The following is a 20,356-nucleotide window of genomic DNA, read 5'->3' on the forward strand; positions in this document are numbered from 1 at the left end:
GGTGCGGACTCTACGGAGGGGTAGCGATTACTCCGGAGTCCGCCGCGGACTGCCCTGTCGGGAGCTCGACGTACTGCCGTGCATGGACATCGTCGAACTCCTCTCCCAGAACGTGGCGCCGGATCGATTTCCTACCGGCGTCGTGGACACAACCACTGTGCCTGTACGTCGACTTGGGCGCCACCGAATAAAAGGCCCGGAAGGGCGCCGTACGCTCCTTACCGGCGCCGCCACTTGCGTCGGCGCCCCTTGCTGAAGAACCACCCGGCAGGCGGTTCGTCGGAGCGCCACGGCTGCGGCTCGGGCTCCTCGCGGCGCCAGCGCGCGGCCAGCATCCGGGCCCTGGCAGACGGTTCGGACGTCTCGGCGGACCGTATGAAGCCCTCGTCGAGGACGAGGTCGTCCCAGTCGTCTGCCATCCCCGTTCCTCTCAGCCGGCCATTCCCTTTGCCCAGTGTGCCGAGACAGAGGTGAAGCGTCCGTCAAGAGCGGGCCCGGTCAGGGGCCCGGCTCTTTACTCCGCACGGACGAGTCACTCCTCCCCTGCAAGCGTCAGCGACCGCAGCTTCTGTCCCGCGTACCAGGTCGCCAGCACGGTGACCACCGCCAGCAGCACCGTCGCCGTCGTCAGACCGACGTCCGACGTCACCATGTCCCCGCTGGCGACCTTCTGCGCCACCGCCAGCGACCACTGCTGGACGCTCAGCGTGCGCGCCCCCTCCACCAGGGAGCCGAACAGGGCCTCCCAGACGAGCGCGTAGACGAGCCCGAAGACCACCGCGTGCCGGGACACCGTGCCGAGCAGCAGGAAGATCGCCGCGTACGCGATGGAGGCGACCAGCGCGGCCACCGTGTAGGCGACGGCGATCTGCTGGCCGTTGCCGTTGAGGATGTACCCGGCGATGAAGGTGGGCAGCGCCGAGAACACCATCGTCACGGCGATCGCCACGATCAGCTTGGTGAAGATGATCGTCGGCCGCTTCACCGGCTTGGACAGCAGGTACACCACCGAGCCGTCATCGATCTCCGGCCCGATCGCCCCCGTGCCGGCGATGACGCCGATGATCGGCACCATGGTGGCGAGTGCGAGCCCGCCGAGCAGGTCGGACGCGGTCTGGTCGTCGGCTCCGGCGAGACCGCGCACCACCACGGAGATCGCGATGAGCAGCAGCGGCAGCGCGCCCAGGATGAGGGCCCGGCGACGGCCGAGCAGGGCCCGGTAGGTGAGTCGGGCGACTGTGGGGTCGTACATCTGTGGCCTCCTACGCCGCGACCAGATACGAGAAGACGGACTCGAGGGACTCGTCGGACGGCGAGACCGTGAGCAGGCGGATGCCGTGGTCGCGCGCCACCCTCGGCAGCAGGGCGGTGAAGCGGCCGAAGTCGACGGCCTGGATGTGCAGCGCGCCCTCGGCCAGGTCGACCTCGATGCCGGACGTCGACGGGTCGGCGATCAGCGCGGCCGCGAGGGTGCGGTCGTCGCTGGAGCGGACCAGATAGCGGTGCGGGCGGTCGGTCATCAGGCGGCGGATCTTGCGGAAGTCGCCGCTGGCCGCGTGCCGTCCGGCGACCACGACCTCGATGTGCCAGGCGAGTTGCTCGACCTCTTCGAGGATGTGGGACGAGAACAGCACCGTGCGGCCCTCGTCGCCCATGCGCCGCAGCAGGTCCATGAGCTGCATGCGCTGGCGCGGGTCCATGCCGTTGAAGGGCTCGTCGAGCAGGAGGAGGGAAGGGTCGTGGACGAGGGCGCTGGCCATCTTCACGCGCTGCCGCATGCCCTTGGAGTACGTCGAGATCTTGCGGTCCTGCGCGTACTCCATCTCGACCGTGGCCAGCGCCCTCTGGGCCGCCTTGGCGCCCAGGCCGTGCAACTCGGCGTTGGCGACGACGAATTCGCGGCCGGTGAGGAAGTCGTACATCGCCTCGCGCTCGGGGACGACGCCGATGTGCTGGTAGATCGCCTCGTTGCGCCAGACGGGCTGCCCGTCGAGGGTGACCGTGCCGGTGGAGGGGGCGAGGAAGCCGCCCATCATGTTGATCAGGGTGGACTTTCCGGCGCCGTTGGGGCCGAGCAGGCCGGTGACGCCGGGGCCGATCGTCATGGTGATGTCGTTGACGGCGACCACGTTGCCGAACCAGCGGGAGACGTGGTCGATCTGGAGCGTGGTCACAGTCCCACCTTCTTGTAGCGGCGGATCAGGAGGCCGTAGCTGGCGGCGATCAGGCCCAGGGTGACGAGGACGTAGACGACGCCTTCGCCGTTGCTCGGGCCCACTCCGCCGGGGAAGGCGGAGCTCGCGCCCAGGAAGGCGGACTGCACACCGTCGATGAGCGTGACGGGCGAGAAGAGGCCGATCCAAGCGATGGCGTCGGCGCTGCCCCCGCCGTTGATGGACTGCGCGTCGGCGATGGCCTGGAGGGTGGAGACCGCTCCGTAGGAGATGGTCATGACGGCGATCACGGCCGCGATGCCGAAGCCGCGGCGCGGGGTGACCGATGCGATGACCAGGCCGATACCGGCGAAAAGGAGCGAGAGCAGTGTCACGGAGACGAGTCCCTGTGCGAATCCCTTGGTCTGCTCGGTGAAGTCGAGCTTGGCCAGCAGCGCGCCCACGTACAGCACGATCAGCGGGGCCGCGGTGAGGATGAACAGCGCGGAGGCCAGCGCCGCGAACTTCGCGCGTACGTAGTCGGCGGTCTCGATGGGCCGCGAGAAGTACAGCGGTACGGTCTTGAAGCGCAGGTCGCGGGAGACGGACTGGGGTGCCTGCGAGGCGACGTACAGGCTGATCACGGCCTGCATGATGATCGCGTAGCGGGTGTAGTCGACGGGCAGGTCCTTGGCCTTGGTGGCGACCGCGACGGCGACCATGATGGCCGCGGGCACGCACATCACCACGAAGAGCAGCATCGGCAGCACCTTGGACTTCACCGAGCGGCCGAGGCCGTAGGCGCCGCGCAGGGACTGCGAGTAGAGGGAGCGGGTGGCGTAGGAGCGGCCGAGGCGGGGGCCGTCGTAGGTGCGGTAGCCGATGTTGTGGATGCGGGTCTGGTCACCCGAGGTCGTCGCTACGGGGTGCTCAGCTGCCATGGCGGACCGCCTCCTTCCGCTGTGCGTCGGTGGCGTGGCGACTGCTTTGCTCGCTGTCCGTGAAGACCTCGGAGATGTGGTGCCGGCGCTGTTCCATGCGCACCAGGCCGAGGCCGAGGTCGGCGACCACGTCGCGCACCAGGTCGTAGGTCTCGTCGCCCTGTGCGGTGAGCAGCAGGATGTGCCCGGCGCCGGGGAGGCCGCCGCTGCCGTCGAGGACGTCGACCCCGCGCGCGTGGAGCGCGTCGCGCACCGCGCGGGTGCCGTCCGGGTGGTCGTCGGTGTCGGTGACCTCGATGGCGAGGGTGGTCGTGGTCTGGGTGAAGTCGGTGGTGGAGCTGGAGCGCAGGAGCTTGCCGCCGTCGATGACGACGACGTGGTCGCAGGTGCGCTCCAGTTCGCCCAGCAGGTGGGAGGTGACCAGGACCGAGATGCCGAAGTCCGTGTGGATGCGGCGGATGAGGCCGAGCATGTCGTCGCGGCCGACCGGGTCGAGGCCGTTGGTGGGCTCGTCCAGGAAGACCAGCTGCGGGTCGTGCACCAGGGCCTGCGCCAGCTTCACGCGCTGCTTCATGCCGGTCGAGTAGCCGCCGATGGGGCGGTAGCGCTCCTCGTACAGACCGACGTGGCGCAGGGTGTCCGCGGTGCGCTCGCGCGCGGCGGTAGGCGGCAGGCCGGACATGCGGGCCATGTGCACGACGAACTCGGTGGCCGAGACGTCGGGCGGCAGGCAGTCGTGCTCCGGCATGTACCCGACCCGCTCGCGGATGGCGGCGCCCTTGGTGGCGACATCGAGTCCGAGCACTTCGGCACGGCCCTCGGTGGCGGGGGACAGACCCAGCAGGATCTTGATCATGGTGGACTTGCCGGCTCCATTGGCCCCGACGAGTCCGGTCACCCCGGGCCCGATGTCCATGGTCAGCCGGTCAAGCGCGGTCACCCTGGGGAACCGCTTGCTCAGGCTTTCGGTCGCGATCACAGTCACGCTTCGAAGGTAGTGACGCGGGCCACCCCGGTCGTCACCCCGCAGAGCTGTCTTGAGGTCAGACTCCAGACGTACGGGACCCTAGGGGTCACCCTGAGGTCGAACAACGCGGCCCACGTTTTCCACATCGGCGTGGTTGTCCACAGGTCGAGGCAGCGCTATTGACGCAGCCTCTAACAACTGTCACATTCGCCAGTGTCAAGTTACGGGCACGTACCGCAGTCGGTGTGGATAGGTGGGCGGTGGCATGACTTCAGCGGTGACACGCGAACTCTCCGCAGAGCTGCAGGGGTTCAGGACGGTCCAGCGCCTGGCGTACGAGTGCGCCGAGGCGGTCGCGGCGCGGCTGGAGCCGGGCATCACCGAGCGCGAGGCGGCGCGCATGCAGCGCGAGTGGCTGCGTGAGCGCGGGGTGCGGGACTGGTTCCACCTTCCCTTCGCCTGGTTCGGGGACCGCACGGCGTTCGTGAACTTCCGCGTCCCGCTGCAGTTCTTCCCCACGAACCGCCGCCTCGAGCCCGGGATGCCGTTCATCCTGGACATGGCCCCTGTGTACGACGGCTGCACGGCCGACATCGGCTACTCGGGCTCGCTCGGCATCAACCCCGTCCAGGACAAGCTGATGGCCGACCTGGAGGCGCACCGGGAGCTGATCCTGCGCGAGGTGCGCGAGCGGCGGCCGCTGCGGGAGATCTACGAGGACGTGGACCGCCTCATGGTCCGCCAGGGCTATGCCAACCGGCACCGCGCCTATCCCTTCGGCGTGATCGCGCACAAGGTCGACCGCGTCAAGCAGCGCCGCTGGTCACCGCACGTCTTCGGGTTCGGCACACAGTCCCTGAAGGGCCTGGCGAGTGACGCGATCCACGGTCATCGCGAGGGCTGGTCGCCGCTGTGGTCGCCGTACCGCTTCTCCGACCACCCGCCGCAGCCAGGCCTGTGGGCGGTCGAACCCCACCTGGGCTTTCGGGGTACGGGCGCGAAGTTCGAGGAGATCCTGGTCGTCACCGACTCCGCGGATCCCGAGGAGAGCGCCTTCTGGCTGGACGACGATCTGCCGCATGTGCGGCGCTGGGCGGAGGAGAAGTGACGGTGCCGGTGACTCTTCAGGGCGCGCGTGAGCGCCGGGTTCGGACCGGTGGTGTCGAACTGTGCGTCGCCGAGCTGGGCGACCCGAAGCAGCCGACGGTGATCCTCGTGCACGGCTATCCGGACAGCAAGGAGGTGTGGTCCGAGGTCGCGCCGCGGCTGGCCGACCGCTTCCATGTCGTGCTGTACGACGTCCGGGGCCACGGCCGGTCCACGGCACCGAAGCCGCTGCGCGGCGGGTTCACGCTGGAGAAGCTGACGGACGACTTCCTGGCCGTCGCGGACGCGGTCAGCCCGGACCGGCCGGTGCATCTGGTGGGGCACGACTGGGGCTCGGTGCAGTCCTGGGAGTTCGCCACGGTCAAGCGCACCGAGGGCCGGATCGCCTCCTTCACCTCGATGTCCGGCCCGTCCCTCGACCACTTCGGTCACTGGATCAACCAGCGGCTCAAGCGCCCCACTCCCCGCAAGGTCGGCCAGCTCCTCGGCCAGGGAGCCAAGTCCTGGTACGTGTATCTGCTGCACACGCCCGTGCTGCCCGAACTGGCCTGGCGCGGCCCCCTCGGCAAGCGCTGGCCGAGGCTGCTGGAGCGCTTCGAGAAGGTCTCCGGCGGCGGCTATCCGACCTCGTCGCTGCCGACGGACGCGGCGCATGGCGCATGGCTGTACCGCGACAACGTACGGGCCCGCCTGCGCCGTCCGCGCACGGACGCGTACGCGCACGCGCCCGTGCAGCTCATCACGCCCCTCGGGGACGCGTTTCTGTCCGAGCGGCTCTACGACGAACTGGAGCTGTGGGTTCCACAGTTGACCCGGCGCACGCTCGCGGCGAAGCACTGGATCCCGCGCACCCGGCCCGACCAACTGGTGTCCTGGATCACGGAGTTCGTGACGTCCGTGGAGGGCGGGCGGCCGGAAGGGGTGACGGCGACCGGGAACTACGCCGACCGCTTCGGCGGGCAGCTCGTCCTGGTCACCGGCGCCGGCAGCGGCATCGGACGGGCGACGGCGTACGCGTTCGCCGAGGCCGGCGCGCGTGTGGTGGCCGTCGACCGGGACGCCGAGTCCGCGGCCCGCACCGCCGAGCTGTCCCGGCTGATCGGTGCTCCCGAGGCCTGGGCGGAGACGGTCGACGTCTCCGACGAGCAGGCCATGGAGAAGCTCGCCGAGAAGGTCGCCACTGAGTACGGCGTGGTGGACGTCCTGGTGAACAACGCCGGGATCGGCCTGGGCGGCTCCTTCTTCGACACCACACCGGAGGACTGGAAGAAGGTCCTCGACGTCAATCTGTGGGGCGTCATCCACGGCTGCCGACTGTTCGGGAAGCAGATGGCCGAGCGCGGACAGGGCGGCCACATCGTCAACACCGCGTCGGCGGCGGCGTACCAGCCCTCCAAGGCGCTGCCCGCCTACAGCACCTCCAAGGCGGCCGTACTGATGCTGAGCGAGTGCCTGCGCGCGGAGCTGGCCGGCCAGGGCATCGGCGTGACCGCGATCTGCCCCGGCTTCGTGAACACCAACATCACGTCCACCGCGCACTTCGCCGGGGTCGACGCCGAGGAGGAGAAGCGGCGCCAGAAGAAGTCCGCGCGGCTGTACGGGCTGCGGAACTATCCGCCGGAGAAGGTCGCCGACGCGATCCTGCGGGCGGTGGTGCGCGGTGACGCCGTGGTTCCGGTGACGCCGGAGGCGCGCGGGGCGTATCTCATGTCCAGGTTCACGCCCAGGGCTCTGCGGGCGATCGCACGGCTGGAGCCACCGCTGTGAGGGCGACGGCGTGACCGGGGAGCGGGCTGAGGGCGGCCGCGTGACCGGCGTGACCGGGGAGCAAGCCTGGGACGGCCGCGTGACCGGCGTGACCGAGAGGCACGGTCAGGTCGGCCGCGTCGCCGAGGAGCCGGCCCCGCCCGCCTACCGGATCGAGGACCTTGCCCACCTCAGCGGCGCCACCGTCCGCACCATCCGCGCCTACCAGGATCGAGGCCTGCTCCCCCGCCCCGAGCGCCGTGGCCGCGCCAACGTCTACGGGGACGCCCACCTCGTCCGCCTGCGCCAGATCGCCGACCTGCTCGACCGCGGATACACCCTTGCCTCCATCAAGGAGCTTCTGGAGGCCTGGGACGCCGGTCGCGGCCTCGGTGGGGTGCTCGGGCTGGTCGCCGAGGTGGACGGGCCGTGGAGCGACGAGGAGGCGGTGCGGATCTCGCGCGCCGAGCTGACCGAGCGCTTCGGCGGAGCCCCGGACGACGCGGCGGTGGCCGACGCCGTGGAGCTCGGCGTGCTGGAGCCCGCACCCGGTGACGGGGACTCCTTCGTCGTACCGAGCCCGCAAGAGCTCGCCGTGGCGGTCGAGTTGCACGCTGCCGGGGTGCCTCTTTCGGCGATCGCAGGCCACCTAAGGGAGTTGAGGGGTCGGGTCGAGCACATCGCGGCCCGCTTCCTGGAGTTCACCACCGAACACGTCTTCGCCCGCTACCTCGACGGACCGCACGGCCCGACGGACTCCGACGCGGCCGAGGCGGCCTCGCTCGTACGCCGGCTGCGCCCGCTCGCCCAGCAGACGGTCGACGCGGAACTCGCCCGTGCGATGCGGCTGTTGGCGATACGGCAGCTGCGTCAGCACCTGGGGAAGGATGAGGCGACGGAACTTCGGAATCAGACGCGAAACGTGTCGCTTCCGGCGGAGACAATGCAGGCGGTGGAGAGCCTTGTTGGCCCCGAGCAGGCCCCGGCGTTCATCGCACTGGCCGCCGAACGGGAAGTGCGCGCCCGCGCCTTGGACCGACTGGCCGCAAGTCACGCCCCATCAGGTGATCTTGACGAAACACCTTGAGACGACGGCTTGTTGTCCACAGAATCGCCAATTCCCCTGTGGATAACCGCACTTGCTTGTGGATCAAACATCCGGAGCGAAATCGTTCGCGTGATTCGCTCGGCTCCCGCACCCTGAAGGTATGAACAGGAACGATCACAGCAGGATGGACGAGAGACGCACTGTGAAGGTGTCGAAGTACCTCTCGAAGCATCTGCGCCACCAGCCCGAGCGGATCGGGCTCACGCTCGACGAGGGCGGCTGGGTCGAGATCGACACTCTGATCGCCGCCGCGGCCGCGCACGGGTTCCGGTTCACGCGCGAGGAACTCGATCATGTGGTGGCCACGAACGACAAGAAGCGCTTCGCCGTCGAGGGCAACCGCATCCGTGCCAGCCAGGGCCACACCATCGACGTCGACCTCGGCCTGCCCCCGGCGACGCCACCGCCGTACCTCTACCACGGCACCGTGGCCCGCAATCTGGACGCGATCCGCGCCGAGGGGCTCAAGGCCATGGACCGGCACGACGTGCATCTGTCGCCCGACCGCGCGACCGCGATCCGCGTCGGCTCCCGCCGCGGCCGGCCCGTCGTGCTCTCCGTGGACGCCGGCGCCATGCACCGTGACGGCTATGAATTCCACGTCAGCGAGAACGGGGTCTGGCTGACCGAGTTCGTGCCGCCGCAGTACGTGCGGTTCCCCGAGACGCACTGAGCCCTTTTCCGGCAGGATCAGTGGTATGGACCACTATGGGCACCACCGCATGGATCACCTGCCCACCACCGAGGCCGCCGTCACCGCACTGCGCGCCCTCGCCGCCGAGTACGCGCGCGAGATCGAGGTGAGCCACGACATCGGCGCCGATCAGACATCCCGCCGCAGCGCCGCGGGTGTCGGCGTCACCACCGATCCGGACGGCTCACTGCCCCACGAGGCCTACGTCGAGCTGGGCGGCCTGCCCCGCGTGACCGTGCGGCTCTACCCGGAGGACGACGCGCTGATCACCGTCGAGGGCGTCGAATGCCCCGACGTCCGGCGCGACGATGTGCCCGCCTTCCTCCGCTCCCTCTTCGACGACGTCGCCCACGTCAAGGCGCGCCGCTTCCCGCCCGGCCACTTCCTGGTCGTGCCGCTGCCGGGCGACCGGACGCACCGGGAGTACCTGCCGATGATCAACCTCACTCCGTGGCTGAGCAGCCGCGTGCGGTGACTGTTTCACGTGAAACCCGTGCAGCCGCTTAGGCTCGAGTCATGAGTCTGCGCCTGAGCACCGTGATCCTCCCGTACCGCCGCTGGTCCGAGGAGGGTCGCCAGGCATGGCAGCGCGCGGAGCAGCTCGGCTTCCACGCCGCGTACACCTACGACCACCTGTCCTGGCGCAGCTTCCGGGACGGCCCGTGGTTCGGCGCCGTGCCGACACTGACCGCCGCCGCGGCCGTCACCGACCATCTGCGGCTGGGCACCCTCGTGACCTCGCCGAACTTCCGGCATCCGGTGCCGTACGCCAAGGAGCTGATCTCCCTCGACGACATCTCCGGCGGCCGCTTCACGCTCGGCGTCGGTGCGGGCGGCTCCGGGTTCGACGCCACCGTGCTCGGTCAGGACCCATGGTCGCCGCGCGAACGGGCGGACCGGTTCGCCGAGTTCGTCCAGCTCCTGGACCGGCTGCTGACCGAGGACTCGGTGTCGTACGAGGGCGACTTCTACTCGGCGCACGAGGCGCGCAACATCCCGGGATGTGTACAGCGCCCCCGGCTGCCGTTCGCGGTCGCCGCGACCGGGCCTCGTGGACTGCGGCTCGCGGCGCGGTACGGGCAGGCATGGGTGACCACCGGCGACCCCAAACTGTACGAGAACGGCACTCCTGAACAGTCGGTTCAAGCCATTCGCGGACAGGCCGAGAAGCTGGCCGACGCATGCGCCGAGATCGGCCGGGACGTGGCCGGGCTCGACAAGATCCTGCTCACCGGGTTCACCCCGGATCGCGGCCGTCCGCTGGAGTCCCTCGACGCCTTCGTGGACTTCGCGGGGCGCCACCACGAGCTGGGGTTCACCGAGATCGTGGTCCACTGGCCGATCCCGGACTCGGACTTCGCCGCCGACGAGAAGGTCTTCGAGCAGATCGCCATGGAGGCACCGGCGCAGCTGCGCTGAGCGCGGCGGGCGCGATGGTGCTGGTCAGCGCTCTGTGGTCGGTCTCCTCAGGGGCGGTTTCTCCTCAGCCACCGCCTCAGATGTGCGGACTGCCGCACGGCCGTGCGGGCATATGCGGGAGAATGGCCCGGTGACCTCAGCGACTCGACAGCCCCAGACCCCGGCCGCCGCCGTCCGCCCGCGGCTCATCGCCACCGACCTGGACGGCACCCTGCTGCGGGACGACAAGTCGGTCTCGCCGCGCACGGTCGCCGCGCTGGCCGCCGCCGAGGAGGCGGGCATCGAGGTGTTCTTCGTCACCGGCCGCCCGGCCCGCTGGATGGACGTCGTCAGCGACCACGTCCACGGTCACGGCCTGGCGATCTGCGGCAACGGCGCCGCGGTGGTCGACCTGCACGGCGGCCCCGGCACCCACCGGTTCGTGAAGGTGCGGGAGCTGGCTCGGGAGAACGCGCTGGACGCCGTACGGCTGCTGCGTGAGGCGGCGCCGGGCACGGTGTACGCCGTGGAGCAGACGTACGGCTTCCACCAGGAGCCGGACTATCCCAAGCTGCACATGGAGATACCGGACCATCTCGCGCCGGCCGAGGACCTCCTGGCGGCGGACGGCCCCGGTGCCGACGAGCCGGTACTCAAGATCCTCGCCTATCACCCCACCCTCGACCCCGACGCCTTCCTCACCCTCGCCCGCCTCGCCATCGTCGACCGCGCCAATGTCACCCGCTCCAGTCCGAGCGCCCTGCTGGAGATCAGCGGCCCCGGAGTCTCCAAGGCCAGCACGCTCGCCCTGTGCTGCGCCGAGCGCGGCATCTCGCACGAGGAGGTCGTGGCCTTCGGCGACATGCCGAACGACGTGGAGATGCTGACGTGGGCGGGTCAGTCGTACGCGATGGGCAACGCGCACCCGGATGTCATCGCCGCCGCGTCGGGGCGGACGGTCGCCAACAACGACGACGGTGTGGCGGTCGTCATCGAACAGCTGCTGGCTGGGCGGGACTAGGGCCTGGCAGGCCCGCGCCGGGGCGACCGGCCTACCCGAGCCGCACTCCCCGCCCCGCCAGCCACGGCACCGGGTCCACCGCCGAGCCCATCTGCGCAGTGACCCGCACCTCGAAGTGCAGGTGCGGGCCCGTGGAGTTGCCGCTCGTGCCCGACTGGCCGATCCACTGCCCGGTGTCGACCTGCTCGCCCTCATCGACGGCGACAGCGGCGAGATGGGCGTACTGCGTGTAGTAGCCGTCCGCGTGCCGGAGGACGATCTCCATGCCGAAGGCGCCCCCGCACGACACCTTGACGACGCGCCCGTCCCCGACCGCCCGCACCGGCGTGCCGATCGGCACGGCGAAGTCCTGCCCGGTGTGCCGGTTCGCCCACCGCAGCCCGCCGCTGCCGAATGCCGCCGACAGCTCGTACGACTCCAACGGCGCGACCCACTCGCTCGTGAAGTCCGTCTTCGGCTGGTCGAGCCGGACGGCCCCACTGCAGGAGCCGGCGGCCACAGAGGCGTCGGCCTGACCCTGCAATTGCCATCGCACCCTTTCGAGCTTCTGCTCGATGCCCTTCTTCAGTTCGGCGAGTGCGGCGTTGCGCTTCTCCAGGTTCTGCCAGGCCGCCGCTGCCTTGGCCTCGTCCGTGGCGAGCCGCTTCTCGGCGCGCCGGCTCTTCTCGATGGCGTTGCCGACGGCCAGGTTCGTCTGGGAGAAGACATGCTGACCGCGCATCAGCTGCTCCGGGCTCTTCGCGAGGATGATCTGCGCGGTGAGCGGCATCCCGCCGCTGGTGCGGTACTGGGCGCGTGCGATCCGGCCCAAGTCCTCGTGCAGGACGCCGATCTCCCGCCGTTCGCGCTCGAGCAGCGCCTCGATCCGCTGTGCTCTGGCCCGCTGCGCCTCGGCCTCCTTCCGCCCGGCCTCGTACCGCTGCGTCGCCAGGGCCGCATCCGCGTACAGCTGCACCACCTGCGCGCTGAGGGCGGAATCGCCACCGGTTCCGGTGCCGTTGTCGCCCGGGGTCCGCTTCCCGCCGGCGGGTCGGGCCGCAAGTGAGGCGAGCACGCACAACAGCACCGGAACGATCAGAAGACGGCGGCGGTATGAGCCCATGTCAGCGATCGTGGCCCGCGGGCCGCATCAGGGTCCTGTTCGGGTGGTACGCCTGGGGGACGTGTTGCTGCGGACGGGTCAGTACGCGTGTTGACGCGAGCGGCGGCAGCACCGAACCGGCACCCGTTGTCAGCGCGTGATCGACCCCTCTCGATGACGATGGAGACAGACGATCGGGCGCTACGGCGTCCCGACCAGCAGATCCGCCTGCTCCTCCCGCTCCACCATCTCCCGCAGTGGCCCGTCCGCGGCGGCCAGCTCCGCGAACGTCCCCCGCTGCACCACACGCCCCTCCTCCAGGACGACCACTTCGTCCACGGCCTCCAGCCCGGCCAGTCGGTGAGTGATGAGCAGGGTCGTCCGGCCTTCGGTGGCGGCCAGCAGGTCGGCGGTGAGGGCGTCGGCGGTGGGCAGGTCGAGGTGCTCGGCGGGCTCGTCGAGGACGAGGAGGGGGAAGTCGGCGAGCAGTGCGCGGGCCAGCGCGAGCCGCTGCCGCTGCCCGCCCGAGAGCCGCGCCCCGTGCTCACCCACGAGCGTGTCCAGCCCGTCCGGGAGGCCGTCGGCCCAGTCGAGCAGCCGGGCACGCTTCAGGGCGTCGCGCAGTTCGGCCTCGGTGGCGTCCTTCTTGGCGAGGAGCAGGTTCTCGCGCACGGAGCTGTCGAAGAGGTGCGCGTCCTGCGCGCAGAGCCCGACCAGCCGGCGCACGTCGTCGCCGTCCAGGGCGTACGCATCGACGCCGCCCAGCGTGTACGAGCCCGAGTCCGCGTCCAGGAAGCGCAGCAGCACCTGCGCCAGCGTGGTCTTGCCGGACCCGGACGGCCCGACGACGGCGATCCGGCGGCCCTCCTCCAGTGTCAGGTCGAAGCCGGCGAGCGCATCCCGCTCCTGCCCCGCGTGCCGGGCGGTCAGACCCCTGACGGCAACCGGGAACGGCGACGCCGGCGCCTGCCGGGGCTGCTCCGGTTCCCGTACGGGCTCGGGGGCGTCCAGCACCTCGTACACGCGCTCGGCGCTCTTGCGCACCCGCTGCCGGTACTGCACGGCGAGCGGCAGCCCGAGGACGGCCTCGAAGGCGGCCAGCGGGGTGAGGACGACGACGGCCGTCGTCACGCCGCTCAGCCGCCCCTCGGCTACCGCCTGGGCGCCCACGAGGGCGGTGGCGGCGACGGTGAGCCCGGAGATCAGCGCGGTGAGTCCGTCGCCGAGCGCGGTCGCGGCGGCGGCCCGCGAGGCGATCCGGGTGAGCGCCCCGTCGGCCCGGCGCGCTTCAGCCGCACGGCGGGACAGGGCGCCTGCGACGGTCAGCTCGGCGGTGCCGGTGAGCAGGTCCGTCACGCGCGTCGCGAGCACTCCGCGGGCCGGGGCCAGCCTGCGCTCGGCGCGGCGGGCGACCGCACCGGTGAGGAGCGGGACTCCGGCGCCCGCCGCCAGCAGCCCGGCGGCGAGCACGGCACCGGCCTCGGGCAGCAGCCAGGCGGTGACGCCGACGGCCCCCGCGGACACGACGGTCGCGGCTGCGGCGGGCAACAGCCACCGCAGCCAGTAGTCCTGCAGCGCGTCCACATCGGCGACGAGCCGGGACAGCAGATCACCCCGCCGCGTGCGGCGCAGCCCTGCGGGCGCCAGCCGTTCCAGCCGCCGGTACACGGCGACCCGGGTGTCGGCCAGCATCCGCAGCACCGCGTCGTGCGACACGAGCCGCTCGGCGTACCGGAACACGGCTCGTCCGATGCCGAAGGCCCGCGTCGCCGTCACCGCCACCATCAGATACAGCACGGGCGGCTGCTGCGAGGCCCGCGAGATGAGCCACCCGGAGGTGGCCATGAGCCCGACGGCACTGCCGAGCGCGAGGCTCCCGAGCAGCAGCGCGAGGACGAGGCGGCCGCGCCGGGCACCGGACATGGCGCGGACGCGGGCCAGGACGTCGCGAGCCTCGCGGGTGCGGGCCGCGTCCGGCGCAGCGGCCTCGGGCTCGTCCGCCGGTTCCTCCTCGATCGGGCGGGTGGTGGGCCCCCCAGGGCCGGTCTCCGTGCCGTCGTGGGACGCGATCTCCGCGTGAGCGGGAGTGACCGTCTCCGCCAGCCGCACCACCCGGTCCGCCACGCCCAGCAACGCCGGCCGATGCACCACCAGCAGCACCGTCCGCCCCACCGCCAGCCTGCGTACGGCTTCCACGACCTCGGCCTCGGTGGCTCCGTCGAGCGCGGCTGTCGGCTCGTCCAGCAGCAGCACAGGCCGGTCCGCGAGGAACGCCCGGGCCAGCGCGAGCCGCTGCCGCTGCCCCGCGGACAGCCCGGCCCCGTCGTCACCCAGCACGGTGTCGATGCCCTGGGGCAGCGCGTCGACGAACTCCAGCGCCCCGGCATCCCCCAGCGCCCGTCGCACGGCGGCGTCGTCCGCGTCGGGACACGCCAGCCGTACGTTCTCGGCGATGGTCCCGGCGTACAGGTGCGGCCGCTGCGGCACCCAGGCGATGCGTGAGCGCCACTCCTCCAGATCGAGCTCGGCGAGATCGGCTCCCCCGACCAGCACCCGCCCCTCACTGGGCCGCACGAACCCCAGCAGCACGCTCAGCAGCGTCGACTTGCCCGCACCGCTCGGCCCGACCAGGGCGACCGTCTCGCCGGGCTCAACGGTGAAGGACACGCCCGCCACAGCATCGGCGGAGCGGCCGGGGTAACGGACCGAGACTCCCTCGAACTCGAACGACACCGCCCCCGCCGACACCGCCGCGGTACCCGAGGCCGGCGCCGAAGTCTCCAGCACCTCGAAGATCTCCTCGGCCGCGGACAGCCCCTCCGCCGCCGCGTGGTACTGCGCGCCCACCTGGCGCAGCGGCAGATACGCCTCAGGCGCCAGCACAAGGACGACCAGGCCGTCGTACAGGTGCATTTCACCGTGGACGAGCCGCATGCCGATCGTCACGGCGACCAGCGCCACCGAGAGGGTCGAGAGCAGCTCGAGTGCGAAGGAGGAGATGAAGGCGATCCGCAGGGTCCGCATGGTCGCCCTGCGGTACTCGCCGGTGATCCGCCGGATCGACTCGGCCTGCGCCTTGGCCCGCCCGAACACCTTCAGGGTCGGCAGCCCGGCGACGACGTCCAGGAAGTGTCCGGACAGCCGGGACAGCAACTGCCACTGGCGGTCCATCCGGGACTGCGTGGCCCAGCCGATCAGCATCATGAAGATCGGGATGAGGGGCAGAGTGCCGACGATGATGGCCGCCGAGACCCAGTCCTCGGTCACGATCCGCGCCAGCACCGCCACGGGTACGACGACCGCGAGCCCCAACTGCGGCAGGTACCGCGAGAAGTAGTCGTCCAGGGCGTCGACGCCCCGTGTGGCAAGCGCGACCAGCGATCCGGTCCGCTGCCCGCTCAGCCAGCCGGGCCCCAGCGTTGCCGCCCGCTCCAGCAGCCGACCTCGCAGCTCCGACTTCACCGCGGCGCTCGCCCGGTGTGCGGCAAGCTCCGTGAGCCAGGAGACCAGCGCGCGACAGACCGCCACAGCCACCAACAGCAGCAGGGGAGTGCGGAGGTCAGCGGCGGACAGTCCGTGCTGGAAGGCACCGACCACCACCTCGGCGATCAGCATCGCCTGGGCGATGACCAGCAGTGCCCCGACAGCGCCCAGGCCGATGACCGCACCCAGGAAGAGGCGGGTGGCACGGGCGTACCGCAGCAGACGCGGATCGATTGGTTTCACGTGAAACACACCTCAGTGCACTGTTTCAGCGATGTGCTGGGTACCGATCCGCTTGCGGAACACCCAGTAGGTCCAGCCCTGGTAGAGCATGACGACCGGAGTGGCGATCGCCGCGCACCACGTCATGATCTTCAGGGTGTACGGGCTCGATGAGGCGTTGGTGACCGTGAGGCCCCATTCGTCATTGAGGGAAGACGGCATGACGTTCGGGAAGAGCGTCAGGAAGAGCATCGCCACAGCGGCCACGATCGTGACGCCCGAGAAGGCGAACGACCACCCCTCGCGCCCGGCCTGGTTCGCCACCAGCGCCGCCACCAGCGCGACCACCGCCACCACGAGCGCGACCAGGCTCTGACCGTCGCCGTTCTCGATCTGCGTCCAGAGCAGGAAGAGCAGCGCCAGTCCAGCTGCGGCGAGGCCGACTCGCAGAGCCAGCGCCCGCGCCCGCTCCCGGATCTCCCCGACGGTCTTGAGCGCAGTGAACACCGCACCGTGGAAGGTGAACAGCGTCAGCGTCACCAGGCCCCCGAGGAGGGCGTACGGGTTGAGCAGGTCCAGGACGTTGCCGACGTACTCATGGCTCTGGTCGATCTTCACGCCCCGCACGATGTTGCCGAAGGCAACACCCCACAGGAACGCCGGGATCAGTGAGCACCAGAAGATCGCCTGCTCCCAGTTGCGCTGCCAGTTCTCCTCTGGCCGCTTCGCCCGGTACTCGAAGGCGACGCCCCGGACGATCAGGCAGACCAGGATGAGCAGCAGGGGCAGGTAGAAGCCGGAGAAGAGCGTGGCGTACCACTCGGGGAAGGCGGCGAAGGTGGCGCCGCCCGCCGAGAGCAGCCACACCTCGTTGCCGTCCCAGACAGGCCCGATGGTGTTGATCAGCACCCGCCGCTCGGGCCGGTTGCGGGCCAGCAGCTTGGTGAGGACGCCGACTCCGAAGTCGAACCCCTCCAGGAAGAAGTAGCCGATCCACAGGACGGCGATCAGGACGAACCAGACGTCGTGAAGTTCCATGACTGTGCAGCTCCCTCGGCCTAGTACGAGAAGGCCATCGGCTTGTCGGCGTCACGGGAGTCGCCGCCGATCTTCGTGGGCGGGTTCAGGTCGGCCTCGGTGAGCTCGGGCGGGCCGGCCTTGACGTACTTCACCAGCAGCTTGACCTCGACGACGGCGAGGATGGCGTAGAGCGCGGTGAAGACGATCATCGAGGTGAGCACCTCGGCCTGGGAGACACCGGGGGAGACCGCGTCCCGGGTCTGGAGCACGCCGTAGACGACCCACGGCTGGCGGCCCATCTCGGTGAAGATCCAGCCCCAGGAGTTGGCGATCAGCGGGAAGCCCAGCGTCAGGATCGCGATGCGCCAGTACCACTGGGTCAGCTTCGGACCGAGCGCCTTCTTGGGAAGCAGGACGAGATGCGGCACCTCGTCGTCACCGACCCTCAGGTGCTGCGGCAGCATGAACTTCTTGCGGGTCAGCCAGAGTCCGACCAGGCCGATGGCGAACGACGCCATGCCGAAGCCGATCATCCAGCGGAAGCCCCAGTAGGCGACGGGGATGTTGGGCCGGTAGTCGCCGGGACCGTACTTCTCCTGCTCGGCCTTGTTGACGTCGTTGATGCCGGGGACGTACGAGGTGAAGTCGTCCTTGGCCAGGAAGGACAGCAGGCCCGGGATCTCGATCGCGACCTTGTTGTGGCCCTTGTCGACGTCACCGACGGCGAAGACGGAGAAGGGCGCCGGCTTCTCGCCGTCCCACAGCGCCTCGGCCGCGGCCATCTTCATCGGCTGCTGCTCGTACATGATCTTGCCGAGGACGTCGCCGCTGATCGCCGTGAGCATGCCGCCTATGACGACGGTGACCAGGCCGAGCCGCAGCGATGTCTTCATCTCGCGGATGTGCTTCTTGCGCAGCAGATGGAACGCCGAGATGCCGACCATGAACGCGCCACCCGTGAGGAAGGCCGCCGCGAGGGTGTGGAAGGCCTGGGCGAGCGCGGTGTTCTGGGTCAGCACGAGCCAGAAGTCGGTGAGCTCGGCCCGCCCCTTCGCCTCGTTGATCCGGTAGCCGACGGGGTGCTGCATCCAGGAGTTGGCCGCGAGGATGAAGTACGCCGACAGGATCGTGCCGATGGAGACCATCCACATGCAGGCCAGGTGGATCCTCTTCGGCAGCTTGTCCCAGCCAAAGATCCATAGGCCGATGAAGGTGGACTCGAAGAAGAAGGCGATCAGGGCCTCGAAGGCGAGCGGAGCACCGAAGACGTCACCGACGAAGCGGGAGTAGTCGGACCAGTTCATGCCGAACTGGAACTCCTGCACGATGCCGGTGACCACACCCATCGCGATGTTGATCAGGAAGAGCTTGCCCCAGAACTTCGTCGCTCTGAGGTACTTCTCCTTCTCCGTGCGCACCCAGGCGGTCTGCAGTCCGGCCGTCAGAGCGGCCAGCGAGATCGTCAGGGGGACGAACAGAAAGTGGTAGACGGTGGTGATACCGAACTGCCAGCGCGCCAGAGTCTCCGGCGCCAAAGCCAGGTCCACGTCGCCGCTCCTTACCTACGCTTGTGAAAGCGTTCACATTCACAAGCAATTATGCAGCACTCGCTTCCCGGCCATGAAGGGGGGTCCCTGGATGACGCCAACCCCTTGGCGAGAACTTCAACATATTGTTGAATCGCCAGCATGCAGACACATGCTTCACTACAGATCCGGATCTCCTGGCCCGCAGGTCACCTCACGGCGACCCTCGACAACACCCCGACCGCACAGGCCCTCATCAAGGCCCTGCCGCTCGTCTCCACCGCCCGGACCTGGGGCGAGGAGGTGTACTTCGACACAGGAGTGGCTGTTTCACGTGAAACGGACGCGCGGCAGGTCGTCGAGCCGGGCACGGTCGCCTTCTGGACCGACGGAGATGCGCTTGCCCTCCCCTACGGGCCCACGCCGATCTCGCGAGGCGACGAATGCCGCCTCGCGAGTCCGTGCAACATTCTGGGCCGCCTCGACGGCGACCCCCGCCTGCTGGCGACGGTGCGCAACGGTGACCCCGTGCGCGTGGAACTGGCCGAACCTGCCGACGCCTAGAGCTCCTTGCGGAACCCTTCCGTCACCTTCAGGAAGATGTCGTTCGCCTCGGCCTCCCCGACCGTCACCCGCACACCCTCGCCCGGGAACGGCCGGATCACCACGCCGGCCTGCTCACACGCCTCCGCGAAGGCGACCGTCCGCTCCCCCAGCCGCAGCCACACGAAGTTGGCCTGGGTCTCGGGCACCGTCCAGCCCTGAGCGCGCAACCCGTCGACCACGCGGTTGCGCTCGCACACCAAAGAGCCGACCCGGCCGAGCAGTTCGTCCTCGGCGCGCAGCGAGGCGATGGCCGCGTCCTGCGCGAGCTGGCTCACCCCGAACGGCACGGCCGTCTTGCGCAGCGCCGCCGCGACCGGCTCCTGGGCGATCGCGAAGCCGACGCGGAGGCCGGCGAGACCGTACGCCTTGGAGAACGTCCGCAGGACACAGACATTCGGCCGCTCACGGTAGATCTCCACACCGTCCGGCACCTCGGGGTCGCGAATGAACTCGCGGTACGCCTCGTCGAGCACCACCAGCACATCACCGGGCACCCGGTCGAGGAACCGCTCCAGCTCGGCCCGCTTCACGACCGTGCCCGTCGGATTGTTGGGGTTGCAGACGAAGATCAGCCTGGTCCGGTCGGTGATGGCGGCGGCCATGGCATCCAGGTCGTGCACATCACCCGGCGTCAGCGGCACCTTCACCGACGTGGCGCCGCTGATCTGCGTGATGATCGGGTACGCCTCAAAGGACCGCCAGGCGTAGATGACCTCGTCGCCGGGTCCGGAGGTGGCCTGCAGCAACTGCTGGGCGACACCGACCGAGCCGGTGCCGGTGGCCAGGTGGGAGGCCGGGACGCCGAAACGCTCGGAGAGCTCGTTCATCAGCGCCGTGCACATCATGTCCGGGTAGCGGTTGAAGGACGAGGCGGCGGCTGTCACGGACTCCATCACGCCGGGCAGCGGTGGGTAGGGGTTCTCGTTGGAGGACAGCTTGTAGGCCACCGGTCCACCGGCCGCGGCAGGCTTGCCCGGCTTGTAGGTGGGGATACCCTCCAGCTCGGCGCGCAGCTTGGGGCTCGTCTCGCTCACCGCAGTCCTCCTCGCGACCACTGGCGGCCCATCATCACCGCCGCCTCCAATGCTCCTTACCTTATGAGGATTCGGCGCGGATGCGTACAGGTGCGACGCCCTCGACTGCCCACCCCTTCTGTCACACCTGCATCAGGGGCATCGCTGTACGAAGCTGTACGAATTGGGGGGCGCATCACACATATATCTATGCGCCGGTGGCTCGCGCCGTGGCGCGCATCACCCGTGAAGGTGAGTTGAGACCTCTTC

General features: G+C 69.9%; 18 protein-coding genes. 8 read left to right on the plus strand and 10 right to left on the minus strand.

The features are described from left to right. Positions 1-218: 218 nt before the first annotated feature. From ACQEV2_RS20930 to ACQEV2_RS20950, 5 genes are all read right to left on the minus strand, one after another. Positions 219-419, minus strand: coding sequence for a hypothetical protein (locus ACQEV2_RS20930; protein ID WP_433043506.1), 201 nt, complete (start codon positions 417-419; stop codon positions 219-221). A 113-nt stretch (positions 420-532) separates the two neighbouring features. Next, the gene (locus ACQEV2_RS20935; protein WP_433043509.1) at positions 533-1,252 is read right to left on the minus strand and encodes an ABC transporter permease subunit; all 720 of its coding nucleotides are present in this window, start codon (positions 1,250-1,252) and stop codon (positions 533-535) included. A gap of 10 nt (positions 1,253-1,262) precedes the next feature. Next, on the minus strand, positions 1,263-2,174 hold the full coding sequence (locus ACQEV2_RS20940; RefSeq protein ID WP_433043512.1) for an ABC transporter ATP-binding protein: 912 nt from the start codon (positions 2,172-2,174) through the stop codon (positions 1,263-1,265). Beyond that, positions 2,171-3,094, minus strand: coding sequence for an ABC transporter permease (locus ACQEV2_RS20945; RefSeq protein WP_433043515.1), 924 nt, complete (start codon positions 3,092-3,094; stop codon positions 2,171-2,173). The genes ACQEV2_RS20940 and ACQEV2_RS20945 overlap by 4 nt, the downstream gene beginning before the upstream one ends. After that, positions 3,084-4,073 (minus strand): ABC transporter ATP-binding protein, encoded by a 990-nt coding sequence (locus ACQEV2_RS20950; RefSeq protein ID WP_433054636.1) that lies wholly within the window; start codon positions 4,071-4,073, stop codon positions 3,084-3,086. Before ACQEV2_RS20950 ends, ACQEV2_RS20945 begins: the two co-directional genes overlap by 11 nt. Before the next feature lie 253 nt (positions 4,074-4,326). On the opposite strand from ACQEV2_RS20950, the gene ACQEV2_RS20955 reads away from it, so the two are divergent. The 7 genes from ACQEV2_RS20955 (at position 4,327) to ACQEV2_RS20985 (ending at position 11,135) form a co-directional block, all read left to right on the plus strand. After that, positions 4,327-5,169 carry a M24 family metallopeptidase gene (locus ACQEV2_RS20955; protein WP_433043518.1) on the plus strand — a complete coding sequence of 281 codons (843 nt, stop codon included), beginning with the start codon at positions 4,327-4,329 and terminating at the stop codon, positions 5,167-5,169. A gap of 8 nt (positions 5,170-5,177) precedes the next feature. Beyond that, positions 5,178-6,935 (plus strand): SDR family oxidoreductase, encoded by a 1,758-nt coding sequence (locus ACQEV2_RS20960; RefSeq protein WP_433054639.1) that lies wholly within the window; start codon positions 5,178-5,180, stop codon positions 6,933-6,935. A gap of 88 nt (positions 6,936-7,023) precedes the next feature. Continuing rightward, positions 7,024-8,001 (plus strand): MerR family transcriptional regulator, encoded by a 978-nt coding sequence (locus ACQEV2_RS20965; RefSeq protein WP_433054642.1) that lies wholly within the window; start codon positions 7,024-7,026, stop codon positions 7,999-8,001. Positions 8,002-8,146: 145 nt separating this feature from the next. Beyond that, a complete protein-coding gene (locus ACQEV2_RS20970) occupies positions 8,147-8,695 on the plus strand; it encodes an RNA 2'-phosphotransferase (RefSeq protein ID WP_433054645.1) in 549 nt (182 codons plus the stop codon). A gap of 49 nt (positions 8,696-8,744) precedes the next feature. Continuing rightward, positions 8,745-9,191, plus strand: coding sequence for a hypothetical protein (locus ACQEV2_RS20975; RefSeq protein WP_433054648.1), 447 nt, complete (start codon positions 8,745-8,747; stop codon positions 9,189-9,191). 41 nt (positions 9,192-9,232) lie between these two features. Then, complete coding sequence (locus tag ACQEV2_RS20980) at positions 9,233-10,135, plus strand: LLM class flavin-dependent oxidoreductase (protein ID WP_433043521.1); 903 nt, start codon at positions 9,233-9,235, stop codon at positions 10,133-10,135. A 130-nt stretch (positions 10,136-10,265) separates the two neighbouring features. Next, positions 10,266-11,135: a Cof-type HAD-IIB family hydrolase gene (locus ACQEV2_RS20985; RefSeq protein ID WP_433043524.1), complete on the plus strand. Its 870-nt coding sequence runs from the start codon at positions 10,266-10,268 to the stop codon at positions 11,133-11,135. A gap of 31 nt (positions 11,136-11,166) precedes the next feature. Here the strand turns inward: ACQEV2_RS20985 and ACQEV2_RS20990 are convergent, their stop codons facing one another. The 4 genes from ACQEV2_RS20990 to ACQEV2_RS21005 all read right to left on the minus strand — a co-directional run bounded on the left by ACQEV2_RS20990 (position 11,167) and on the right by ACQEV2_RS21005 (position 18,488). Then, the gene (locus ACQEV2_RS20990; protein ID WP_433043527.1) at positions 11,167-12,237 is read right to left on the minus strand and encodes a M23 family metallopeptidase; all 1,071 of its coding nucleotides are present in this window, start codon (positions 12,235-12,237) and stop codon (positions 11,167-11,169) included. Between the two features lie 180 nt (positions 12,238-12,417). Then, positions 12,418-15,942, minus strand: coding sequence for a thiol reductant ABC exporter subunit CydD (gene cydD / locus ACQEV2_RS20995; protein ID WP_433043531.1), 3,525 nt, complete (start codon positions 15,940-15,942; stop codon positions 12,418-12,420). Positions 15,943-15,954: 12 nt separating this feature from the next. Further along, the gene (gene cydB / locus ACQEV2_RS21000; protein ID WP_433043534.1) at positions 15,955-16,959 is read right to left on the minus strand and encodes a cytochrome d ubiquinol oxidase subunit II; all 1,005 of its coding nucleotides are present in this window, start codon (positions 16,957-16,959) and stop codon (positions 15,955-15,957) included. A gap of 20 nt (positions 16,960-16,979) precedes the next feature. Continuing rightward, complete coding sequence (locus ACQEV2_RS21005; RefSeq protein ID WP_433043537.1) at positions 16,980-18,488, minus strand: cytochrome ubiquinol oxidase subunit I; 1,509 nt, start codon at positions 18,486-18,488, stop codon at positions 16,980-16,982. A 141-nt stretch (positions 18,489-18,629) separates the two neighbouring features. On the opposite strand from ACQEV2_RS21005, the gene ACQEV2_RS21010 reads away from it, so the two are divergent. Next, positions 18,630-19,031, plus strand: coding sequence for a cyclophilin-like fold protein (locus tag ACQEV2_RS21010; protein WP_433043540.1), 402 nt, complete (start codon positions 18,630-18,632; stop codon positions 19,029-19,031). Here ACQEV2_RS21010 and hisC read toward each other — a convergent pair. Continuing rightward, positions 19,028-20,107 carry a histidinol-phosphate transaminase gene (gene hisC / locus ACQEV2_RS21015; RefSeq protein ID WP_433043543.1) on the minus strand — a complete coding sequence of 360 codons (1,080 nt, stop codon included), beginning with the start codon at positions 20,105-20,107 and terminating at the stop codon, positions 19,028-19,030. The two genes, ACQEV2_RS21010 and hisC, sit on opposite strands and share 4 nt — an antisense overlap. Positions 20,108-20,356: the final 249 nt, after the last annotated feature.

Source organism: Streptomyces sp. CA-251387 (assembly GCF_050936625.1).
Lineage (GTDB): Bacteria > Actinomycetota > Actinomycetes > Streptomycetales > Streptomycetaceae > Streptomyces.

Coding starts and splice junctions, on each gene's coding strand:
- ACQEV2_RS20930 (WP_433043506.1), bottom strand. CDS start 419: ATGGCAGACGACTGGGACGACCTCGTCCTCGACGAGGGCTTCATACGG.
- ACQEV2_RS20935 (WP_433043509.1), bottom strand. CDS start 1,252: ATGTACGACCCCACAGTCGCCCGACTCACCTACCGGGCCCTGCTCGGC.
- ACQEV2_RS20945 (WP_433043515.1), bottom strand. CDS start 3,094: ATGGCAGCTGAGCACCCCGTAGCGACGACCTCGGGTGACCAGACCCGC.
- ACQEV2_RS20955 (WP_433043518.1), top strand. CDS start 4,327: ATGACTTCAGCGGTGACACGCGAACTCTCCGCAGAGCTGCAGGGGTTC.
- ACQEV2_RS20970 (WP_433054645.1), top strand. CDS start 8,147: ATGGACGAGAGACGCACTGTGAAGGTGTCGAAGTACCTCTCGAAGCAT.
- ACQEV2_RS20975 (WP_433054648.1), top strand. CDS start 8,745: ATGGATCACCTGCCCACCACCGAGGCCGCCGTCACCGCACTGCGCGCC.
- ACQEV2_RS20980 (WP_433043521.1), top strand. CDS start 9,233: ATGAGTCTGCGCCTGAGCACCGTGATCCTCCCGTACCGCCGCTGGTCC.
- ACQEV2_RS20990 (WP_433043527.1), bottom strand. CDS start 12,237: ATGGGCTCATACCGCCGCCGTCTTCTGATCGTTCCGGTGCTGTTGTGC.
- cydB (WP_433043534.1), bottom strand. CDS start 16,959: ATGGAACTTCACGACGTCTGGTTCGTCCTGATCGCCGTCCTGTGGATC.
- ACQEV2_RS21010 (WP_433043540.1), top strand. CDS start 18,630: ATGCAGACACATGCTTCACTACAGATCCGGATCTCCTGGCCCGCAGGT.